Origin of the sequence: Actinomadura fibrosa (assembly GCF_900659615.1) — a bacterium.
Classification (GTDB): Bacteria; Actinomycetota; Actinomycetes; order Streptosporangiales; family Streptosporangiaceae; genus Spirillospora; species Spirillospora fibrosa.
In genome coordinates this window covers 53,503-69,692 of the sequence record NZ_CAACUY010000019.1, presented here as the reverse complement: position 1 = coordinate 69,692, position 16,190 = coordinate 53,503, and the positions used below count along the sequence as shown (strand labels likewise).

Genomic DNA, 16,190 nt, shown 5'->3' with positions numbered 1-16,190 from the left:
GTGGGTCATGACCAGCATCGAGGGCGCGGTGGCGCTCGTCACCGGAGGCAGCCGCGGCATCGGCAGGGCGCTCGTGGAGGCGCTCTACGAGCGCGGCGCCGCGAAGGTCTACGCGACGGCGCGCACCGCGGGCGCGGTCGGCCACCCGGACGCGGTGCCGCTGGCGCTGGAGGTCACCGATCCGGACTCGGTGGCGGCGGCCGCCGCGGCGGCGTCCGACGCGACGATCCTGATCAACAACGCCGGGACGCTGTCCGCCGCGTCCTTCCTCGGCTCCCCGGTCGAGGACGTCCGGCGGGAGTTCGACGTCAACTTCTTCGGGCCGCTGCTCACGACCCGGGCGTTCGTGCCGGTCCTGGAGCGCAACGGCGGCGGGCACATCCTCAACGTGCACTCGGTGCTCTCGTGGATCACGATCCCGGGCGCCGAGGCGTACAGCGCGTCCAAGTCGGCGCTGTGGTCGCAGACCAACGCGCTGCGCCTCGCGCTGCGCCCGCGCGGCATCACCGTGACCGGGCTGCACGTCGGCTACGTCGACACCGACATGGCCGCGGGCGTCGAAGGCCCCAAGGTCGCGCCGCGGGACGTCGCGGAGCAGGCGCTGGACGGCATCGAGGGCGACGCCCCCGAGGTCCTGGTCGACGAGCTGTCCCGCCGCGTGAAGGCCGGTCTCGCCGCCGACCTGGCCACCCTGTACCCGCAGGTCGCCTGAGCCTGACCGCCGCCCGACCCGCCCCCGGCGGGGGCGGGCGGCGGTCAGGCCACAGGCTCGACGCGGGCCGGGACGTACTTGTGCCAGGGCGTACCGGCGAACGCGTCGCGGTCCTCCGGCCGGGTCAGCTCGTTCGGCGCCGCGCCCGCGACCGAGCCCTCCGCGGAGGTGAGGCCGTAGCCGTTGGGCAGGGACAGGTGGCCCGGCCGCATGCGGTCGGTGGGCTCCACGGCGACCACGGTCTCGCCCTGCGCGGTGGTCAGCCGCACCCGGTCGCCCGCGGCGACGTCGAGCCGGGCGGCGTCCGCCGTGCTCATCCGCAGCGCGCCGGCCGGGTCGCGCCTGCGCCAGGCCGGGTCGCGGATGATCGTGTTGGCGGTGAACGCGCGGCGCTCGCCCGCCGACAGCACGAACGGCCAGGCGCCCGCCGGCTCCGGCGGACGGGGCCGGCCGTCCAGCGCGGCGATCTCGGCGAGCAGCTCGGGCACGTCGAGCCGGACCCGCCGCCCGCCGAGCCGCCGCCAGGTCTCGTCCTGCGGATCGTCGGTGATCACGACGCCGTGCGGGGACGCGACGATCGCGTCGAACAGCGCCTCGCCCGCGGCCTCGCCCTCGCCGTACCCGGCCCGGCGGACGCCCTCGGGGTTCTCCTGGGCGCACTGGTGCGCGAGCGGCCACAGCGCCGCCGCGGCCGCGGCACCGCCGGGCAGGGTGGGGCCGAGCGTCCGGTACAGCAGGACGGACGCGAGCCGCATCAACCCGGGGCGGGCCTGGAGCGTCTCGACGAAGCGCGCGGCGAACTCGCCCCGCCCGCGGGCCAGGGCCTCCCGCAGCGGCGCGTAGTCGTCCTCGCCCAGAGCCCCGGCCGCCTCGACGAGCCGGGCGTGGATCTCCGGCTCGGCGAGCACGCCGTCCGGCGGCGCGACGACGGGGTGCCGCAGGTGGAAGACGTTGCGGGGGAAGTCGAAGTTGAAGAACGTCGCCTCGTGCTTCTCGAACTGGGTGGCGGCGGGCAGCACGTAGTCGGCGAGCCGGGCCGTCTCGGTCATCGCCACGTCGATGACGACGAGGACGTCCAGCGCGCGCAGCGCCTCACGCATCCGGGCGGAGCCCGCGAGGGAGTGCGCCGGGTTGGCGCTCTCCACGAGCATCGCCCGGTACCGGTCGGGATGGTCGGTGAGGATCTCCTCGGCGATGACGTTGCACGGCACCAGCCCCGAGATGATCGGCGCCTTCGCCACCGGGCTTCGCGGCCCCTCCCCCGCCGGGTGGCCGCGGTCGCGCCCGATCGCGGCGAGGCCGGAGAACACGTACTGGCCGCCCGGGTTGCCGAGGTTGCCCGTCAGCAGCCACAGCAGCTTCTCGGCGTAGCTGACCAGCGTGGAGTCGCGGTTCATCTGGACGCCGAGGTCCTCCAGCACCGCGACGGACGACGCGGCCGCGATCCGGCGGACGGCGGCGCGGACGAGGTCCTCCGGCACGTCGCTGATCGCGCAGTACTCGCCCACCGGGACGTCCGCCAGCACGGCCGTGACCGCGTCCAGCCCGTCGGCGTGCTCGGCCAGCCAGTCCGCGGCGAGCAGCTTCTCCTGGACGAGCACGGCCGCCATCGCCGTGAGCAGGTACACGTCCGTGCCGGGCCGGACCTGGAGGTGGAAGTCGGCGAGGTCGGCGGTCTCGGTCCGCACCGGGTCGATGACGACCATCGACCGGGCCGGGTCCTTCGCGATCTCCTTGAGCACCGCGCGGGCCCGCGGGAACCCGTGCGACTGGTAGGGGTTCTTGCCGACGAACACCGCGACCTCGCAGCGCTCGACGTCCGCGCGGTTCGGCCGCCCGAGCATCCGCGCGTTGACCCAGAACTCGCCGGTCTTCTCCTGCGCGAGCGCGCTGGAGCGGTAGCGGGCCCCGAACGCCCGCATCGTCGCGGGCGCGTAGGCGCCGCCCAGGTGGTTGCCCTGCCCGCCGCCGCCGTAGTAGAAGATCGTTTTGCCGCCGTGGGCCCGCTCGACCTCGCGCAGCCGGGCCGCGACCTCCGCGATCGCGGTGTCCCAGCCGATCTCCTCGAACGTCCCGTCGGGCCGCCGGCGCAGCGGCGCGGTGATCCGGCCGGCGCGCCCGTTCTGGTAGGCGTCGAGCCGCAGCGCCTTGTTGCAGGTGTAGCCCCGCGACGCCGGATGCCGCCGGTCACCGCGGATCTTCTCGAAGGCCCGGCCGTCCGCGCCGACCCTGATCTCGATCCCGCAGTTGCACTCGCACAGGATGCACGCGCTCCCCCGCCATTCCGCGGTGGACGGTTCGGCGACCATGGACGGCTCCTCGCGTCGGCGATCACTGGAAGAACCTCCATAGTTGCGTAGAAAGACTGACCGGGCAAGGGCCTGCCCTCCCCGGCTGACCCGCTGAGTCCGCTAGATGGATCGACTAGTGTCGGCGGCATGAGGCGCACGTCGTTCGCCACCTGGCCGTGCTCGATCGCCCGCACGATGGACCTGCTCGGCGACTGGTGGACGCCGCTCGTGCTCCGGGAGGCCTACTACGGCGTCCGGCGGTTCGACGGGTTCCAGCGGAGCCTCGGGATCGCCCGCAACACGCTCTCCGACCGGCTGCGGCGGCTGGTCGAGGCCGGGCTGCTGGAGAAGCGCGTCTACGAGACGCAGCCCGTCCGGCACGAGTACCTGCTGACCGAGTCCGGACGCGACTTCTTCGGCGTGATCGCCGCGATGAACGCGTGGGGCAACCGGCACCTCGCCGGGGAGGAGGGCCCGCCGGTGGTCTTCCAGCACCGGCCGTGCGGCCACGACAGTACGGCCGAGGTCGTCTGCTCCCACTGCCGCGCCCCGCTGCGCGCGGAGGACGTCGCTCCGCGCCCGGGGCCCGGCTTCCCCGCCCGGCTGCTGGCCCGTCCGGACGTCCGCGAGCGCTTCGCCGCCGAGCCCGGGACCTGACGGCCGCCGCGCGCTCAGGCGTTCGCGATCGTCTCGGTCAGGCCCGTCCAGAGCGAGTCGGCGAGCCGGTCGGGGGTGGTCGGGCAGCCGCGGCGCAGCCAGTCGGTGGCCGCGCCGAGGAGCGCTCCGGCCAGGGCGGCGGCCGCGGGGTCGTGCGGGACGGCCGCCGGGTCGCCGGCGTGGGTGCCGCCGTCGCCGGGGCGGGTGAGGTTGACGTGGACGGCGATGGTGAGCCGCTGGTGCAGGTGGTCGATGACACGCGCGCTGCCGTCCGGGCCGAGGAGGGCGCGGTAGAGGCCGGCGCGCTCCGCGATGTGCGCGAAGACGGCGGCGAGTTCCGCGCGCCCGCGGCGCCGCTCGGCCTCGCCGGAGACGGGCAGCAGCACCGGCGTGGCCGCGATCAGCTCGTCGAACGTGCGGGTGCACGCGTCGGCCGCGAGGCCGTGCACGTCGTCGTAGTGCTCGTAGAAGGTCGAGCGGTTGACGTCGGCGCGTCTCGTCACGTCGGAGACCGCGATCCGGCTCAGCGGGCGCTCGGCGATCAGGTCCAGCAGCGCCGCGCGCAGGGCGGCGCGGGTGCGGCGGGCGCGGCGGTCCAGGGAGGGTTCGGCGGTCACGCTACCCATCGTACTTTTTCGACGGGTGTTGTATAACAGACACCTGTCGGACGAGGAGGAGCGCATGGCCCAACAGGTGGTCGTGGTCATCGGGGCCGGGGGCATGGGGCAGGCGATCGCACGCCGCGTCGGGCCGGGCGCCCGGCTGCTGGTCGCCGACCACAGCGAGGAGGTGCTGCGCGCCGCGTCCGAGGGCCTCGACGCCGAGGGATACGCGGTGACCGCGCAGCCGGTGGACGTGTCCTCGCGCGCGTCCGTCACGGCACTGGCGGAGCGGGCCGCGGCGCTGGGCGAGGTCCGCTCGGTGGTGCACACCGCGGGGCTGTCGCCCGTGCAGGCGCCGGTCAAGGCGATCCTGGCGGTCGATCTGCTGGGCGTGGCCCTGGTCCTGGAGATGTTCGGCGAGGTCGTCGCGCCGGGCGGGGCCGGCGTGGTCATCGCGAGCATGGCCGGCCACGCCCATCCCGCCCTGGACGCGGAGCAGGCGCGCCGGCTCGCCACCGTCCCCGCCGACGAGCTGTTGGACCTGCCCCTGTGCGCCGAGGGCAACTTCGCCCACAGCGGCGCCGCCTACTCGTTCGCCAAGTACGCCAACCTGCTGCGGGTGAAGGGCGCCGGCCGCGGGTGGGGGGCCAGGGGCGCCCGGATCAACTCGATCAGCCCCGGCGTCATCGCCACGCCGATGGGGCGCGAGGAGCTGGACGGCGAGCACGGCGCGGTCATGCGCGCGATGATCGAGGCGTCCCCCGCCGGACGGGTCGGCACGCCCGCCGACATCGCCGCGGTCGCCGCGTTCCTGCTCGGCCCGTCCGCCGGTTTCGTCTCGGGCACGGACGTGCTCGTCGACGGCGGCGTCATGGCCGCCGTGGCGACCGGCGCCCTCGGCTGATCACTCCCCGGCCGGCCGGTGGCCCTCCTTGGCCTGCTGGACGAGCTTGTAGATGTGGGCCCGCAGCTCGGCGAAGCGGGGCGCGGAGCGGGTGGTGAGCTGGTCGCGCCCGTCCGGCAGGTCGACGGCGACCTCCTCCAGGACGACGGTCGGCGAGTTCGACAGGACGATCACGCGCTGCCCCAGGTAGACGGACTCGTCGATGTCGTGGGTGACGAACAGGACGGTGACGCCGAGCCGCTTCCAGAGGGCGCGGACGAGGTCTTCGAGGTCGGCGCGGGTCTGCGCGTCCACGGCGGCGAACGGCTCGTCCATCAGCAGGATGTGCGGCTCGTAGGCGACGGCGCGGGCGATCGCGACGCGCTGCTGCATGCCGCCCGAGAGCTGCCACGGGTGGGCGTCGCCGGCCTCGGCGAGGCCGACGGCGTCGAGGGCCTCCCGCACGAGCCGCCGCCGGTCGGCCTTCGGGACCCTCTTCTCCTTCAGCGGCCGCTCGACGTTCTGCCGGACGGTCATCCAGGGGAACAGGCTGCGGCCGTACTCCTGGAAGACGACGGCCATGCCCGGCGGCGGGCCGGTCACCCTCCGCCCTTCGAGCACCACCTCGCCGGAGGTGCAGCCGAGGAGCCCGGCGACGCAGCGGAGCAGGGTGGTCTTGCCCGCGCCGGACGGCCCGACGATGCAGACGAGCTCGCCCGCGCCGACGGTGAACGTCAGGTCGCGGACGGCCTCGACGCCGCGGCCCCTGCCGTCGTAGACCTTCCGGAGGCCGCGGACGTCCAGCAGCGCCGTCGAGGTGCCCGCGCTTCCGGCGCCGGTCGGTGTGGTGGTCACTGTCAACCCTCTCGCTGTGACCGGCGCAGGCCGGTGTACCAGCTCAGCACCCGGGCCTCCACGGTCTGGAAGACGACCGACAGGGCGATGCCGATCAGCCCGAGCAGGATGATCCCGGTCCACATCTGCGGGACCGAGAAGCTGCGCTGGAACTGGATGATGGTGAAGCCGAGGCCGTTGCTCGCGGCGAACATCTCGCTGATGACCATCAGGATGATCCCGATGGACAGCGCCTGCCGCGCGCCCGCCGCGATCTGCGGGCTCGCGCCGCGCAGCACCAGGTGGACGAACCGCGAGTGCGGGCGCATCCGGTAGCAGCGGGCCGTGTCGCGCAGCACCTCGTCCAGCGCGCGGACCCCCTCCACCGTGTTCAGCAGGACGGGCCAGACGCAGCCCGAGACGATGACCAGCACCTTCATGCCGTTCCCGATGCCGGCGAACAGCATGAGGATCGGCACGAGCACCGGCGACGGGATCGCCCGGAAGAACTCCAGGGACGGTTCGAGCAGCGCCCGGAGCACGCGCGCCGAGCCGATCGCGGTGCCGAGGCCGACGCCGAGCAGCAGGGCCAGGGAGTAGCCCGCGAGCAACCGCGCGAGGCTGGGCAGCACGTCGCTCGTGATGCGGCCGTGGAACCAGGTGTCGTCGAACGTGCCGAGGATGTCGCTGAGCGGGGGCCAGAAGAAGTCGGTGCTGTTCGCCGTCGCCGCCCACCAGGCCGCGACGAGCAGCACCGGCACGGCCAGCAGCAGGACGATCCGCCGCAGCACGGGCAGGACGCTCACGAGACCACCTCCCGGCGGACGGAGGGATGCCAGCGCAGCGCCCGCCGCTCGACGGCGCGGGCGGCGGCGTTGACCAGCATGCCGATCAGCCCGACGACGATGACCAGCGCGTACATCGACGGCACCGCGTTCGAGTTCTGCGCCACCGCGATCTGCCTGCCGAGCCCCGGCGAGCCGATGACGAGCTCGCCGGTGATCTCCAGGATCAGCGCGACCGCCGCGCCCAGCCGGAACCCGGTCATGACGTACGGGAGCGCGGTCGGCCAGATGACGGTGCGGACCTGCGTCAGCGGGCGGAACCGGTAGGACCGCGCGGTCTCGCGGGCCACCGGGTCCACGTCCTGGACGCCGTACAGGACCTGCATCAGCACCTGCCAGAACGAGGCGTACACGACCAGCAGCAGCGTGGAGCGCATCTGCGTCCCGTACAGCAGGACGGCCAGCGGGATCAGCGCGACGGACGGGATCGGGCGCAGGAACTCGATCGTGGACGTCAGCGCCGCGCGCAGCGGCGGGACGCCGCCGATCACGATGCCGAGGACGACGCCCGCGGCCATGGCGATCGCCAGGCCGATCGCCCAGCCGCGGAGCGTCTCCAGCAGGGCCCGCCAGAACGCGTCCGTCCCGGCCTGGTCGGCCAGCGCGGACACCATGTCGCTGAACGGCGGCAGGTAGCGCTCCCGCACCAGCCCGGCCCGGGGGACGAGCTCGGCCAGCGCCATCAGCCCGGCGAGCCCGGCGATGCCGAGGGCCCAGGACGGCACGGCGGGGCGGCGGCGGCCGTCCCGGTCGCGCCCCGCCGGGTCCGCCGTCACCGCGGCCGTCACGGCTGGAGGTTCTTCAGGTCGGGGGCGGACTTGACGAGCCCGTCCTGGACGGCGAGGTTCGCGAGGGTCTGGAGCCCCGCGGCGTTCACCTGCGCCGGGTACGTCGGCAGCGTGAGCGACCCGGCGACCGACGGGTCGATCTTCGTGTAGGTGCCGAGCACCTTGCGGACCGCGTCCGGGTGGTCGCTGGCGTACTTCAGCGACTTCTGCATCGCCGCGGTGAACTTCTTCACGAGCTCCGGCTTGGACGCGACGGTCTTCTGCGAGGTGAAGTAGCCGGCGATGGTCAGGTTCGGCGCGGTGTCCACGTAGTTGGAGGCGACGAGCCGCGCGCCGTTCTTCAGCCCGGTCGCGAGGAACGGCTCGACGACCTGGACCGCGTCCACGTTGCCCTTGTCGAGCGCGGCGAGCATGTCCGGGAAGGCCAGCTCCGTGAACTTGACGCTCTTGGGGTCGCCGCCGGCGGCCCGGATCGACGCCCGGACGGTGGTGTCGTTGATGTTGTTCAGCGTGTTGACGGCGACGCGCTTGCCCGCGAGGTCCTTGGCCGTCCTGATCGGGCTGCCGGCCTTGACGAGCACGCCGCCGAAGTCCTTGCGCTGGACGCCGGTCGAGCCTGCGCCGGGCGCGACGACCTTGAGCGGGATGCCCTTCGAGGCGCCGAGGATGAGCGAGGTGAGGTTGCTGAAGCCGAAGTCGACCTGGCCGCTGACCACGGCGGGCACGATGGCGGCCCCGCCCTGCGCGGTCTCGATCTGGAGCCTGAGCCCCTGCTCGGTGAAGAAGCCCTGCTGGTTCCCGAGGTAGATGGGCGCCACGTCGACGATGGGGATGACGCTCACCTTCACCGTCGTGGGGCCGTCGCCGGAGGCGTCGCCCCCTCCCCCGCCTCCGCACGCGGCGAGCAGCAGGAGGGATGCGGCGGCCAGGGCCGCGCGGACTTTGATCACGGTGCTTCTCCAGGACGTCGGGTGGAGGGGCGAGAAGGCTCCTGGACGGGGCGGGGACGGCCGCCCTCCCCCGAGGGCACCGCCGAGGGTGACGCTGATGCTACGAATGTCGGAACAAGATTGTCAACGATTTGGTGGCCAAATTCGTGGCCAACTGGGGGCGCCCCGGTGCGGCCCCTAGAATGACGGCGCCCCGGCCCGCGAGTGAGGAATCGATGCCAGCGCACGAGCAGACCACGCGAACCCCGGGCGGCACCGGGCGGCCGGACGTCACCGCCGCGATCCGCGAGGCGATCGCCCGGGGCGAGTTCGCGCCGAACCAGCGCCTCGTCGAGGCCGACCTGTCCGAGCAGTTCGGCGCCAGCCGCAGCGGCGTGCGGACGGCCCTGTTCGAGCTGGCCAACGAGGGCCTGGTCGAGCGCGTCCAGCACCGCGGCGCCCGCGTCCGCGCGGTGACGCTCGACGAGGCGATCGAGATCTCCGAGGTCCGCATGGCGCTGGAGGGGCTGTGCGCGGCCAAGGCCGCCGAGCGCGTGACGGACGCGGAGGCCGCCGAGCTGCGGGGCATCGGCGCGGCCATGCGCACCGCGGTCGCGCAGGGCCGCGTGCTGGAGTACTCCGACCTCAACCGGGCGCTGCACGCGCGGATCGTCGAGATCAGCGCCCAGCGGACCGCCGCGGCGGTGCTCGGGCGGCTGCGCGCGCAGAACGTCCGGCACCAGTTCAAGCTGGCGCTGGTCCCCGGCCGGCCGCACGTGTCGCTGGCCGAGCACCTCGCGATCATCGACGAGATCGCCGCGCACGCCCCCGACGCGGCCGAGCGCGCGGCGCGCCGCCACCTCGCCAGCGTGATCGACGCGCTCCGCGCCATCTGAGATCAGGCGCCGTCCAGCGCGGTCAGGCGCGGGCGGTGAGCCAGGTTCGCGCGGGCCGGCAGGCGAGCTCCGCGCCCACCGCCGCGCACCAGGTCTGGTAGCCGTGCGAGTACAGCCGCTCCCCGAGCCAGTGGTAGCCGGGACGCGGCTCCTCGCGGGGCGTGTAGGCGGTGAAGTTCGCGGCGTCGTCGACGCTGCCCGTCCCGTCGTAGCGGGCGACCGCCGGGTAGGGGAAGACCGGACGCGTACGGGTGACGGTGCCGTTCGTGACGTTCGACGCGATGATCCGTCCCGGCTTCGCGCCGCTCTCCACCCACGCCATGACGGGGGTGAGGACGTCGAACGTGTTCGGGCCGTTCCCACCGCCGCAGTGCGCGACGCCGGGGAAGAGGTAGAGCCGGGTGAAGTCGTCGGCCGCCCGGCGCCCCATCGTCTTCCGCAGGGCGTCGTAGTAGGCGAGCGTCCCCTGCGGGGAGATGTGCTGGTCGTTCCAGCCGTGCCAGAGCAGGAGCTTGCCGCCCGACCGGTGGAAGACGCGCAGGTCCGGGTCCATCGCGGACAGGTAGCTGGACGACTGCACCGTCTTCCAGAACGACTCGGCCGTGAACTTCAGGTCGGAGAGCTTCCAACCGGGGTTCGCCACGTTCGTGTAGCCGAGGTACCGCGCGAAGGAGAGCACGAAGTTCTCGCTGGCGACCGTCTGCCCCTGCGCGGCGGGCACGAACAGCGTCCATTCGAGCTCGGAGCCCCACTCGTGGGCGATCGCCGGTTCGAGCCGGCGGCCCCGCGCGTCCACCGCGCCGTCGTGCAGCCGCCGGACGACCCCGGCCTCGGCGGCGGACAGGCAGGTCGCGGGCGCCTGGCCCTTCACGCAGCGCAGCGTCCCGGGGTCGAAGTCGCAGCGCCGCGGGTCGTCGAGCACGCCGTCCTTGACGCCGTCCCGGGCGTCGCAGGCGGCGAGGACCGCGTTGTGGACGAGCGGCAGCTTGTCGGCGAGGAGGATGTAGCGGCCGTTCCCGTCCAGGTTGGTCAGGACGTTCCACGCGTGGTGAAGGGTGTTCTGGACGACCATGTTGTTCGCGGGCGCGCCCGCGGCGATGCCGTCGAAGTCGCCGGGGAAGCGCTGCGCCTCCATGAGCGCCTCGCGTCCGCCGTCGGAGCAGCCGTCGAAGTAGGAGTAGACCGGGGAGCGGCCGTAGAACCGGGCGATGACGGCCTTGGCGACCTGCGACGTGACGTGTACGCCGCGGTAGGCGAAGTCGATTTGCGCCTGCGGGTTGCCCGCCGCCCACGAGCCGTCGTTCTGCCCCTGGTGCCCCATGTCCGTCGTGGCGCTGGCGATCGTGCCGTCCGCGATCGGCGGGCAGGTGGACGCCTGGGTGTAGCCGATGTTCGCGCTGCCGCACAGGCCGCCGCAGCCCGTCTGCACGTAGCGCTGCGTCCATCCGTTGACCGGCAGCCGCATGACGATCGTGTCGGCGGGCGCGATCGTGCCGCGGACCGCGCAGTAGGGCGCGGGCGCGCCCTGCGTCGTGACGGTCGCGGACTGGATCGTGACCGGCGCGTCGGTGACGCCGTCCAGGACGAGCCCCACCAGGCTGGCGCAGTCCCGCACCGGACGCAGCGGAGGCAGATCCGCGAGGCCGTCCGCGGTGACGGGCCGCCTTTGCCGCGCGGCGGTCGCGCTCGCGGCGCCGGAGCCGCCCGCACCCGCCGCGTTCACGGCGTTCGCCGCGTTGGCCGTGCCGGTCACGCTTCCCGCGGACGCCAGGGCCGCGATCAGGAGCGTCAGGACGGCGAGACCGGTCACCGGCCGGGAACGGCCGCGCCCGCGTCTCCGGGCGCTCGATCGGAAGAACGGACCGTGGGCGAAGAGAGCACGCATCGCCGACCGCCTCCTCGGGTGGGATGCCGCCCGGGGTCCGGCGGCACCGCGGCGGGGACGCACCGCGAGATGGATGGTCCGAGAATGTTAACAATCTCTGCGACGATTTGGGTGATGTGATCTGAGGCAATCCACGGGCGGGACCGGCCCGGAACCCGGCGGGAGCGCGCCGCTGGCGATTTCCCCGATGTCCCGTCCGGTGCGCGCGGCCGACACTGTGCATCCCTGCCACCCCGTCCACGGAGGTTCACCCGTGCGCATCCCCCTCCGGCCCATCCGGCGGCGGGCCACCGCCGCCGCGCTGGGGGCGGTGCTCTCCGCCGCCCTGATCGCCGCGCCGCCCACCGCTCCCGCCGCCCGGGCCGCGGCCGCCAACCCCACGATCACCGTCCCGCCCGCCGGCAGCCACGGCTTCCCGTTCCTCGCCGCCGCCGAGGACCTCGGCTCGTTCGGCTACACCGAGAGCGAGTACTTCATCCAGGGCACCGCCACGTCCTACGCCAAGTCCGGCCTCTGGACGTCGGACGGCCGCTGGAACGTCCGCGCGTCGGGCCAGGCCGCGTACAAGAGCCGGCTGCTGGTCCGCCGCCCGTCCGACCCGGCGAAGTTCAACGGCACCGTCGTCGTCGAGTGGCTCAACGTCAGCGGCCAGCTCGACCTCTCCCCCGACTACTGGTTCGAGCGCGACGAGCTGCTGCGCCGCGGGTACGCCTGGGTCGGCGTCTCGGCGCAGGCGGTCGGCGTCAACGGCGGCCTCGGCGACGTCCACGGCCTCAAGGGCTGGGACCCGGCCCGCTACGGCAGCCTCGTCCACCCCGGCGACGCCTACTCCTACGACATCTTCTCCCAGGCCGGGCAGGCGCTCCGCACCCCGAACGGGCCGGACCCACTCGGCGGGCTGCGGCCCACGACGGTGCTCGCGGACGGCGAGTCGCAGTCGGCGGGCTTCATGACGACCTACGCCAACGCCGTGCAGCCGGTGGCCCAGGTCTACGACGGCCTCATGGTCCACAGCAACAGCGCGGTCGCCTCGCCGATCAGCGGCAGCCTGGCCGACGTGCTGACGATGCCCAACCCGTCCCGGATCCGGACCGACTCGGCGGTGCCGGTCTTCGTCGTGCTCACCGAGACCGACGTGCCCCTCGCCTCCGTCGCGCGGCAGCCGGACACCGACCGGGTCGTGCACTGGGAGCTCGCGGGCACCGCGCACGGCGACCAGTGGGCCTACGACCTCGGCAACCCGACCGTGCTGAAGTCGGTGGGCTCCGCCGCGCCGCAGCCCGACTGCGCCGCCGGTTCGGCCCCCTTCAACGACGGCCCCGGCCACTACTCGATGAACGCCGCGCTGCGGCACCTGGCCTCGTGGGCGCGCGGCGGGGCGCAGCCGCCGAGCGGTGCCCCGCTGAGCACCGTCCTGCGCGACCCGTCCACCGGCCTCGCCACCGGAGGCGTCCGGCTCCCGGACGTCACGGTGCCGACCCGGACCCTCACCGGGGAGCGCGACACCAGCGGCAGCGGCGTGTTCTGCGGCCTCTACGGCGCCCGCGACCCGTGGAACGGCGACTCCGACCCGTGGGACCGGCACAACGCCGGCGACCCGTCCGACCCGTCGCTGCCGCGCACCGCAGAGCCGGTGCTCAGCCGCCTGTACCCGACGCATGACGACTACGTCGCCAAGGTCCGGGCCGCCGCGCAGGCGTCGGTGAACGCCGGCCACCTCCTGCCCGAGGACGCGACGACGATCGTCACCGCCGCCGAGAACTCGACCATCGGCGGCTGACCGCGCTCTCCCCGCTCGTCCCGCTCAGCGCCGTCCCGTCCCGGTCATGCCGGGGCGGGACGGTTCCCGTCGGCGCGGGCCGCCCGGTGCCGGCGGACGGCGTCGCGGTTGGCGCAGCGGTGCGAGCAGTACCGCTGCCGCCCGGTGCGCGAGGTGTCGGCGAAGACCGCGGCGCATCCGGCGTCCGCGCACCGCCGGAGCCGGTGCATGCCGCGCCCCACCAGGTGCAGCGCGGTGCCGACCGCGATCAGCGAGGCGAGCACGGCGCCGAGCGGCTGCCCGTCGTCGCGGTAGTGCAGGTGCCAGCCGTCGCCGGCGTGGGCGGTGAGCCGCGGATGCCCGGCGCTCGCGGCCAGCATCCGGTTGAGCAGCTCGGCGCGCTCGCGCTCGTCCCCGGCGTCGACGACCTTCTCCCAGGCCAGCAGGACGGCCCGAACGCGGTCGAGGTCGTCCGCCGTGACGGGCTCCTCGACCAGCAGCCCGGCGGCGCGGCAGCGGTCCGCGAGCTCCTCGGCGCTGCGCGGCGGCCGGTTGGCCAGGTCGGCGGCGAGGTTCACGGCGTCCGCGCCGTAAGGGTTGAGGTGCACAAGCCCATTACAGCAGGTCCGGCGCCCCCGGCGCACGGCCGACCGCGCACCAGGGACACCGGACTCACAGCCCCGCCCGAGAAGCGGGATCAGGCGTCGTGGCCCATGATGGCCTTCGTCTCCAGGTACTCCTCGAAGCCGAGCGCGCCCCACTCGCGGCCGTTGCCCGAGTGGCCGTAGCCGCCGAACGGCGCGTTGAAGTCGGGGCCAGCGCCGTTGAGGTGGACGTTGCCGCTGCGGATGCGGCGGGCCACCGCCTTGGCGCGGTCGGGGCTGCCGGAGACGTAGCCGGACAGCCCGTAGACCGTGTCGTTGGCGATGCGGACGGCGTCGTCGTCGTCCTCGTAGCCGATCAGCACGAGCACCGGCCCGAAGATCTCCTCGCGGGCGATCGTCATGTCGTTGGACACGTGCGAGAACACGGTGGGCCGCACGTAGTAGCCGGTCTCCAGGCCCTCGGGCCTGCCGGGGCCGCCGACCTCCAGCTTGGCGCCCTCGCCGATCCCCTTCTCGATGAGCTGCTGGATCCGGCCGTACTGCACCTCCGACACCACGGGGCCGATCGTGGTGCCCTCGTCGCGCGGGTCGCCGGGCTTGATCCCGCGCGCCGCCTCCGCGGCGATCGCGGCGGCCTCGTCCATGCGGGCGGCGGGGACGAGCATCCGGGTCGGGGCGTTGCAGGACTGGCCCGAGTTCGTGCACATGTTCCGCACGTCCCGGGTGATGACCTCTCGCAGGTCGGCGTCGTCCAGGATGATGTTGGCGGACTTGCCGCCGAGCTCCTGCGCGACGCGCTTGACGGTCGGCGCGGCGGCCCGCGCGACCTCGATGCCGGCGCGGGTGGAGCCGGTGAACGACACCATGTCGACGTCCGGGTGGGCGGACAGCGGCGCGCCGACTCCGGCGCCGTCGCCGTTGACGAGGTTGAACACGCCCGCGGGCACGCCCGCCTCGTCCAGGATCTCGGCGAACAGGATGGCGTTGAGCGGCGCCACCTCGGACGGCTTCAGCACCATCGTGCAGCCGGTGGCGAGGGCCGGGGCGACCTTGCAGGCGATCTGGTTGAGCGGCCAGTTCCAGGGGGTGATCATCCCGCAGACGCCCACCGGCTCGCGGACGAGCAGCGTGGAGCCCAGCGGGCGCTCGAACTCGAAGTCGGCGAGGACGGCGCGCGCGGTGCCGAGGTGGGCCAGGCCGGCGAGGGCCTGCGCGTTGTTCGCCAGGGACAGCGGCGCGCCCATCTCGCGGCTGATCGTCTCGGCCAGCTCGCCGAGGCGCCCGCTGTACACCTCGATGATCCGGTCGAGCAGGGCGAGGCGCTCCTCGCGGGTCGTCCGCGAGTAGGTCTCGAACGCGGTCCGCGCCGCGGCGACGGCGGCGTCGACGTCCGCGGCCGTGCCGAGGGCGACGGAGGTGAAGGGCTTCTCGGTGGACGGGTCGACCACCTCGATCGTGTCGCCGCCGAGCGGCTCGACCCACTTCCCACCGATGTAGAACTGCCGGACGTGCTCCACGTGCTTCCTCCCAGTGCTGCTCACCCGCCGGGACGGGCGGGAGGCGGGGCGTCTCCCGGGAACCAACATAGGGAACCGGCGCCGTCCGGGTAAATGGCCATACCGAAGACCGTTCGGTTCGCTCGATCCTCCGGATGACGCCCACTCCGGGCGGGCGGGAGTGCTAGGAAGGCCCCGGGACGCCGCGAGGGCGGCTCGGCCGGGGAGGCGCGCGTGGGATTCGATCCGGGTTCGGTGCGGGTGGTGGCCTGCGACATCTTCGGGACGACCGTCGACTGGCGGACGGGGGTCGCGGAGCAGGTGGCGGAGATCGCCGCGGGGCGCGGCGTCGAGCTGGACGGCGGGGCGTTCGCCGACGCGTGGCGCGACCGGTACCTGCCGTCCATGCGGCGGGTCAACGACGGCGAGCGGGACTGGGCGTACCTCGACACGCTGCACCGGGAGTCGCTGGACGAGCTGCTGGAGCTGCACGGCGTCGCGGGCGCGTTCGGCGAGGACGCGCGGCGGCGGCTCGTCCGGTCCTGGCACCGGCTCCCCGCCTGGGACGACTCGGTGGACGGCCTCGCCAGGCTGCGGGAGCGGTACGTGGTCGCGGCGCTGTCCAACGGGGGTTTCGCGCTGCTGACGAACCTCGTGAAGGAGGCGGGGCTCCCGTTCGACTGCATCCTGTCGGCGGAGCTCGCCCGCGCCTACAAGCCGGATCCGCGGGCGTACCTGACCGCCGTCGGGCTCCTGGACGTGGAGCCGTCGGAGGTCCTGATGGTCGCCGCGCACGCGTGGGACATCGACGGCGCCCGGGAGGCGGGCCTCCGCACGGCGTTCCTGGAGCGTCCCCTGGAGAAGGGGCCCGCCCGGGGCGCCGACCGCGCGGAGGACACCCGGAGCGACCTGGCCGTCCGCGGGTTCGGCGAGCTCGCGGACCTGCTGGCCGCCGTACCGGGCACCGTCCCGCCTGAGTAAGGTGTGCTGATCGTTCGGCGGGGAGGA

15 protein-coding genes are annotated in these 16,190 nt (G+C 73.9%); 6 read left to right on the top strand and 9 right to left on the bottom strand.

Annotated features, from left to right (window positions below):
* Positions 1 to 7: 7 nt before the first annotated feature.
* Positions 8 to 712 (top strand): SDR family oxidoreductase, encoded by a 705-nt coding sequence (locus tag E1300_RS10385; protein WP_131756668.1) that lies wholly within the window; start codon positions 8 to 10, stop codon positions 710 to 712.
* 44 nt (positions 713 to 756) lie between these two features.
* Here E1300_RS10385 and E1300_RS10380 read toward each other — a convergent pair whose 3' ends face one another.
* Positions 757 to 3,021, bottom strand: a complete 2,265-nt coding sequence (locus E1300_RS10380) for a molybdopterin-dependent oxidoreductase (RefSeq protein WP_131756667.1) — start codon at positions 3,019 to 3,021, stop codon at positions 757 to 759.
* A gap of 129 nt (positions 3,022 to 3,150) precedes the next feature.
* On the opposite strand from E1300_RS10380, the gene E1300_RS10375 reads away from it, so the two are divergent.
* On the top strand, positions 3,151 to 3,660 hold the full coding sequence (locus E1300_RS10375; protein WP_131756666.1) for a winged helix-turn-helix transcriptional regulator: 510 nt from the start codon (positions 3,151 to 3,153) through the stop codon (positions 3,658 to 3,660).
* A gap of 14 nt (positions 3,661 to 3,674) precedes the next feature.
* Here the strand turns inward: E1300_RS10375 and E1300_RS10370 are convergent, their stop codons facing one another.
* Positions 3,675 to 4,286 (bottom strand): TetR/AcrR family transcriptional regulator, encoded by a 612-nt coding sequence (locus tag E1300_RS10370; protein WP_131756665.1) that lies wholly within the window; start codon positions 4,284 to 4,286, stop codon positions 3,675 to 3,677.
* A 55-nt stretch (positions 4,287 to 4,341) separates the two neighbouring features.
* Here E1300_RS10370 and E1300_RS10365 point away from each other — a divergent pair, with 55 nt between their 5' ends.
* The gene (locus E1300_RS10365) at positions 4,342 to 5,166 is read left to right on the top strand and encodes an SDR family oxidoreductase (RefSeq protein WP_131756664.1); all 825 of its coding nucleotides are present in this window, start codon (positions 4,342 to 4,344) and stop codon (positions 5,164 to 5,166) included.
* On the opposite strand, the gene E1300_RS10360 is transcribed toward E1300_RS10365, so the two are convergent.
* The 4 genes from E1300_RS10360 to E1300_RS10345 are packed head-to-tail and all read right to left on the bottom strand — an operon-like array spanning position 5,167 to position 8,562.
* The gene (locus E1300_RS10360) at positions 5,167 to 5,952 is read right to left on the bottom strand and encodes an ABC transporter ATP-binding protein (RefSeq protein ID WP_131756690.1); all 786 of its coding nucleotides are present in this window, start codon (positions 5,950 to 5,952) and stop codon (positions 5,167 to 5,169) included.
* Between the two features lie 50 nt (positions 5,953 to 6,002).
* On the bottom strand, positions 6,003 to 6,785 hold the full coding sequence (locus E1300_RS10355) for an ABC transporter permease (protein WP_131756663.1): 783 nt from the start codon (positions 6,783 to 6,785) through the stop codon (positions 6,003 to 6,005).
* Complete coding sequence (locus E1300_RS10350) at positions 6,782 to 7,612, bottom strand: ABC transporter permease (RefSeq protein ID WP_242619055.1); 831 nt, start codon at positions 7,610 to 7,612, stop codon at positions 6,782 to 6,784. Before E1300_RS10350 ends, E1300_RS10355 begins: the two co-directional genes overlap by 4 nt.
* The gene (locus E1300_RS10345) at positions 7,609 to 8,562 is read right to left on the bottom strand and encodes an ABC transporter substrate-binding protein (RefSeq protein WP_131756662.1); all 954 of its coding nucleotides are present in this window, start codon (positions 8,560 to 8,562) and stop codon (positions 7,609 to 7,611) included. Before E1300_RS10345 ends, E1300_RS10350 begins: the two co-directional genes overlap by 4 nt.
* A 215-nt stretch (positions 8,563 to 8,777) precedes the next feature.
* Between E1300_RS10345 and E1300_RS10340 the strand changes: the two genes are divergently transcribed.
* On the top strand, positions 8,778 to 9,437 hold the full coding sequence (locus tag E1300_RS10340; protein WP_131756661.1) for a GntR family transcriptional regulator: 660 nt from the start codon (positions 8,778 to 8,780) through the stop codon (positions 9,435 to 9,437).
* A gap of 22 nt (positions 9,438 to 9,459) precedes the next feature.
* On the opposite strand, the gene E1300_RS10335 is transcribed toward E1300_RS10340, so the two are convergent.
* A complete protein-coding gene (locus E1300_RS10335; protein ID WP_165502775.1) occupies positions 9,460 to 11,247 on the bottom strand; it encodes a tannase/feruloyl esterase family alpha/beta hydrolase in 1,788 nt (595 codons plus the stop codon).
* A 328-nt stretch (positions 11,248 to 11,575) separates the two neighbouring features.
* Here E1300_RS10335 and E1300_RS10330 point away from each other — a divergent pair, with 328 nt between their 5' ends.
* Positions 11,576 to 13,102: an alpha/beta hydrolase domain-containing protein gene (locus E1300_RS10330; RefSeq protein WP_131756660.1), complete on the top strand. Its 1,527-nt coding sequence runs from the start codon at positions 11,576 to 11,578 to the stop codon at positions 13,100 to 13,102.
* Positions 13,103 to 13,146: 44 nt separating this feature from the next.
* Here the strand turns inward: E1300_RS10330 and E1300_RS10325 are convergent, their stop codons facing one another.
* Positions 13,147 to 13,689, bottom strand: coding sequence for a CGNR zinc finger domain-containing protein (locus tag E1300_RS10325; RefSeq protein WP_131756659.1), 543 nt, complete (start codon positions 13,687 to 13,689; stop codon positions 13,147 to 13,149).
* 89 nt (positions 13,690 to 13,778) lie between these two features.
* Positions 13,779 to 15,203, bottom strand: coding sequence for an aldehyde dehydrogenase family protein (locus E1300_RS10320; protein ID WP_131756658.1), 1,425 nt, complete (start codon positions 15,201 to 15,203; stop codon positions 13,779 to 13,781).
* Between the two features lie 213 nt (positions 15,204 to 15,416).
* On the opposite strand from E1300_RS10320, the gene E1300_RS10315 reads away from it, so the two are divergent.
* On the top strand, positions 15,417 to 16,163 hold the full coding sequence (locus E1300_RS10315; protein ID WP_242619054.1) for a haloacid dehalogenase type II: 747 nt from the start codon (positions 15,417 to 15,419) through the stop codon (positions 16,161 to 16,163).
* The last annotated feature ends 27 nt before the right edge of the window (positions 16,164 to 16,190 follow it).

Bases quoted from the DNA above. Each gene is read 5' to 3' on its own strand.
- E1300_RS10375 (WP_131756666.1), top strand. From the start codon at position 3,151: ATGAGGCGCACGTCGTTCGCCACCTGGCCGTGCTCGATCGCCCGCACG.
- E1300_RS10385 (WP_131756668.1), top strand. From the start codon at position 8: ATGACCAGCATCGAGGGCGCGGTGGCGCTCGTCACCGGAGGCAGCCGC.
- E1300_RS10365 (WP_131756664.1), top strand. From the start codon at position 4,342: ATGGCCCAACAGGTGGTCGTGGTCATCGGGGCCGGGGGCATGGGGCAG.
- E1300_RS10380 (WP_131756667.1), bottom strand. From the start codon at position 3,021: ATGGTCGCCGAACCGTCCACCGCGGAATGGCGGGGGAGCGCGTGCATC.
- E1300_RS10340 (WP_131756661.1), top strand. From the start codon at position 8,778: ATGCCAGCGCACGAGCAGACCACGCGAACCCCGGGCGGCACCGGGCGG.
- E1300_RS10370 (WP_131756665.1), bottom strand. From the start codon at position 4,286: ATGGGTAGCGTGACCGCCGAACCCTCCCTGGACCGCCGCGCCCGCCGC.